Raw genomic sequence first — 1124 nt, forward strand, 5'->3', positions numbered from 1 at the left:
CCACCGACACCACCGCGATCTTTGAGCTGGTGGGTACGGGCGGTGCATTGCGTGCCGGCTGGACTGATCTGGATTTAGGTCGTCAGCAAGCCATCGTCAAAGCGGTGTTGGATCACGCCGTGATCCGCTCGGTGATCGGATCACGCGCAGCGATCCACTCCCGCGCGCTGATCGCCCCATCGGCATACAAACCGGCCAACTCATCAAGGCGTTCCTGATCCGCCTCGACCGCAGCGGCCAGCGCAGCCACATCGTGATCAGCACTGGCTTTACCGGCCAGCACATCCGCCAGCTGCGGTGAATCCAGTCGGGTCAGCACCGACTCGGTCAACAGCTCCTCCACCGGGGCGGCGACCACCGTCAACCGGCCGCACCCACCATGATCCGGGCCTTTCAAACACACATAACGGCGCACCCGATTCTGCGGATTACGATGCCGTGCTTGGGAATACAGCCGGTTACCGCAGCGGCCGCACCGCAACATCCCCGACAACAGATACGTGCGCGCCGTGCGGGTCTTCGTCACCGAGCGTGCCGATAGTCGTGCCAGCACCCGATCGCGCTGCGCGGCGGTGATGATCGCTGGCCACACCGCCGCCCCGATCACCTCCCCGCGATGCTCCCGCAACCCCGCAATCCGGCCCGACGACATCACCTGGCGCACCGATGTGGTCTGCCACGATTTCGCCACGCTCGGAGCGATACCAGTCTCGTTGAGCCAGATCGTCAACGACCGCAACGACTGCCCAGCCAGATACCGATCCACCATCTCGCGTACCACCGCGGCCTCCGACTCACGCACGGTGATCTTGTCGTCCTCGTAGCCGAACGGCCGTGCTGAACCATGCGGCAACCCCGCTTGGGCGTTCTGCAACATCTTCCGCTGGACACGCGCCGACTTGCGGCCCGACTCCTTGGCGGCGAACGCCGCGAAAATCCGTGCCATGAACAACCCGTCATCATTACCCAAGTCGATATCGGCGGTCACCGTCGCCACATCACGCACCCCCACCGACTCGCACAGCGTGACGAACTCCTCCAACTCCACCGGACGCCGATGCAGCCGATCCAAGTTGTAGACGATCACCGCATCACGATCACCCGATTCCAGATCGGCCAGCATC

At 63.9% G+C, this 1124-nt stretch carries 1 protein-coding gene; it reads right to left on the reverse strand.

Going from position 1 to position 1124, the window contains the following annotated elements:
* Positions 1 to 112: 112 nt before the first annotated feature.
* On the reverse strand, positions 113 to 1124 hold a 1012-nt coding region (locus BN4346_RS42325; protein ID WP_235653769.1), incomplete at its 5' end, for a recombinase family protein.

Source organism: Mycolicibacter icosiumassiliensis, from assembly GCF_900078685.2.
In the GTDB taxonomy this organism is placed as follows: domain Bacteria; phylum Actinomycetota; class Actinomycetes; order Mycobacteriales; family Mycobacteriaceae; genus Mycobacterium; species Mycobacterium icosiumassiliensis.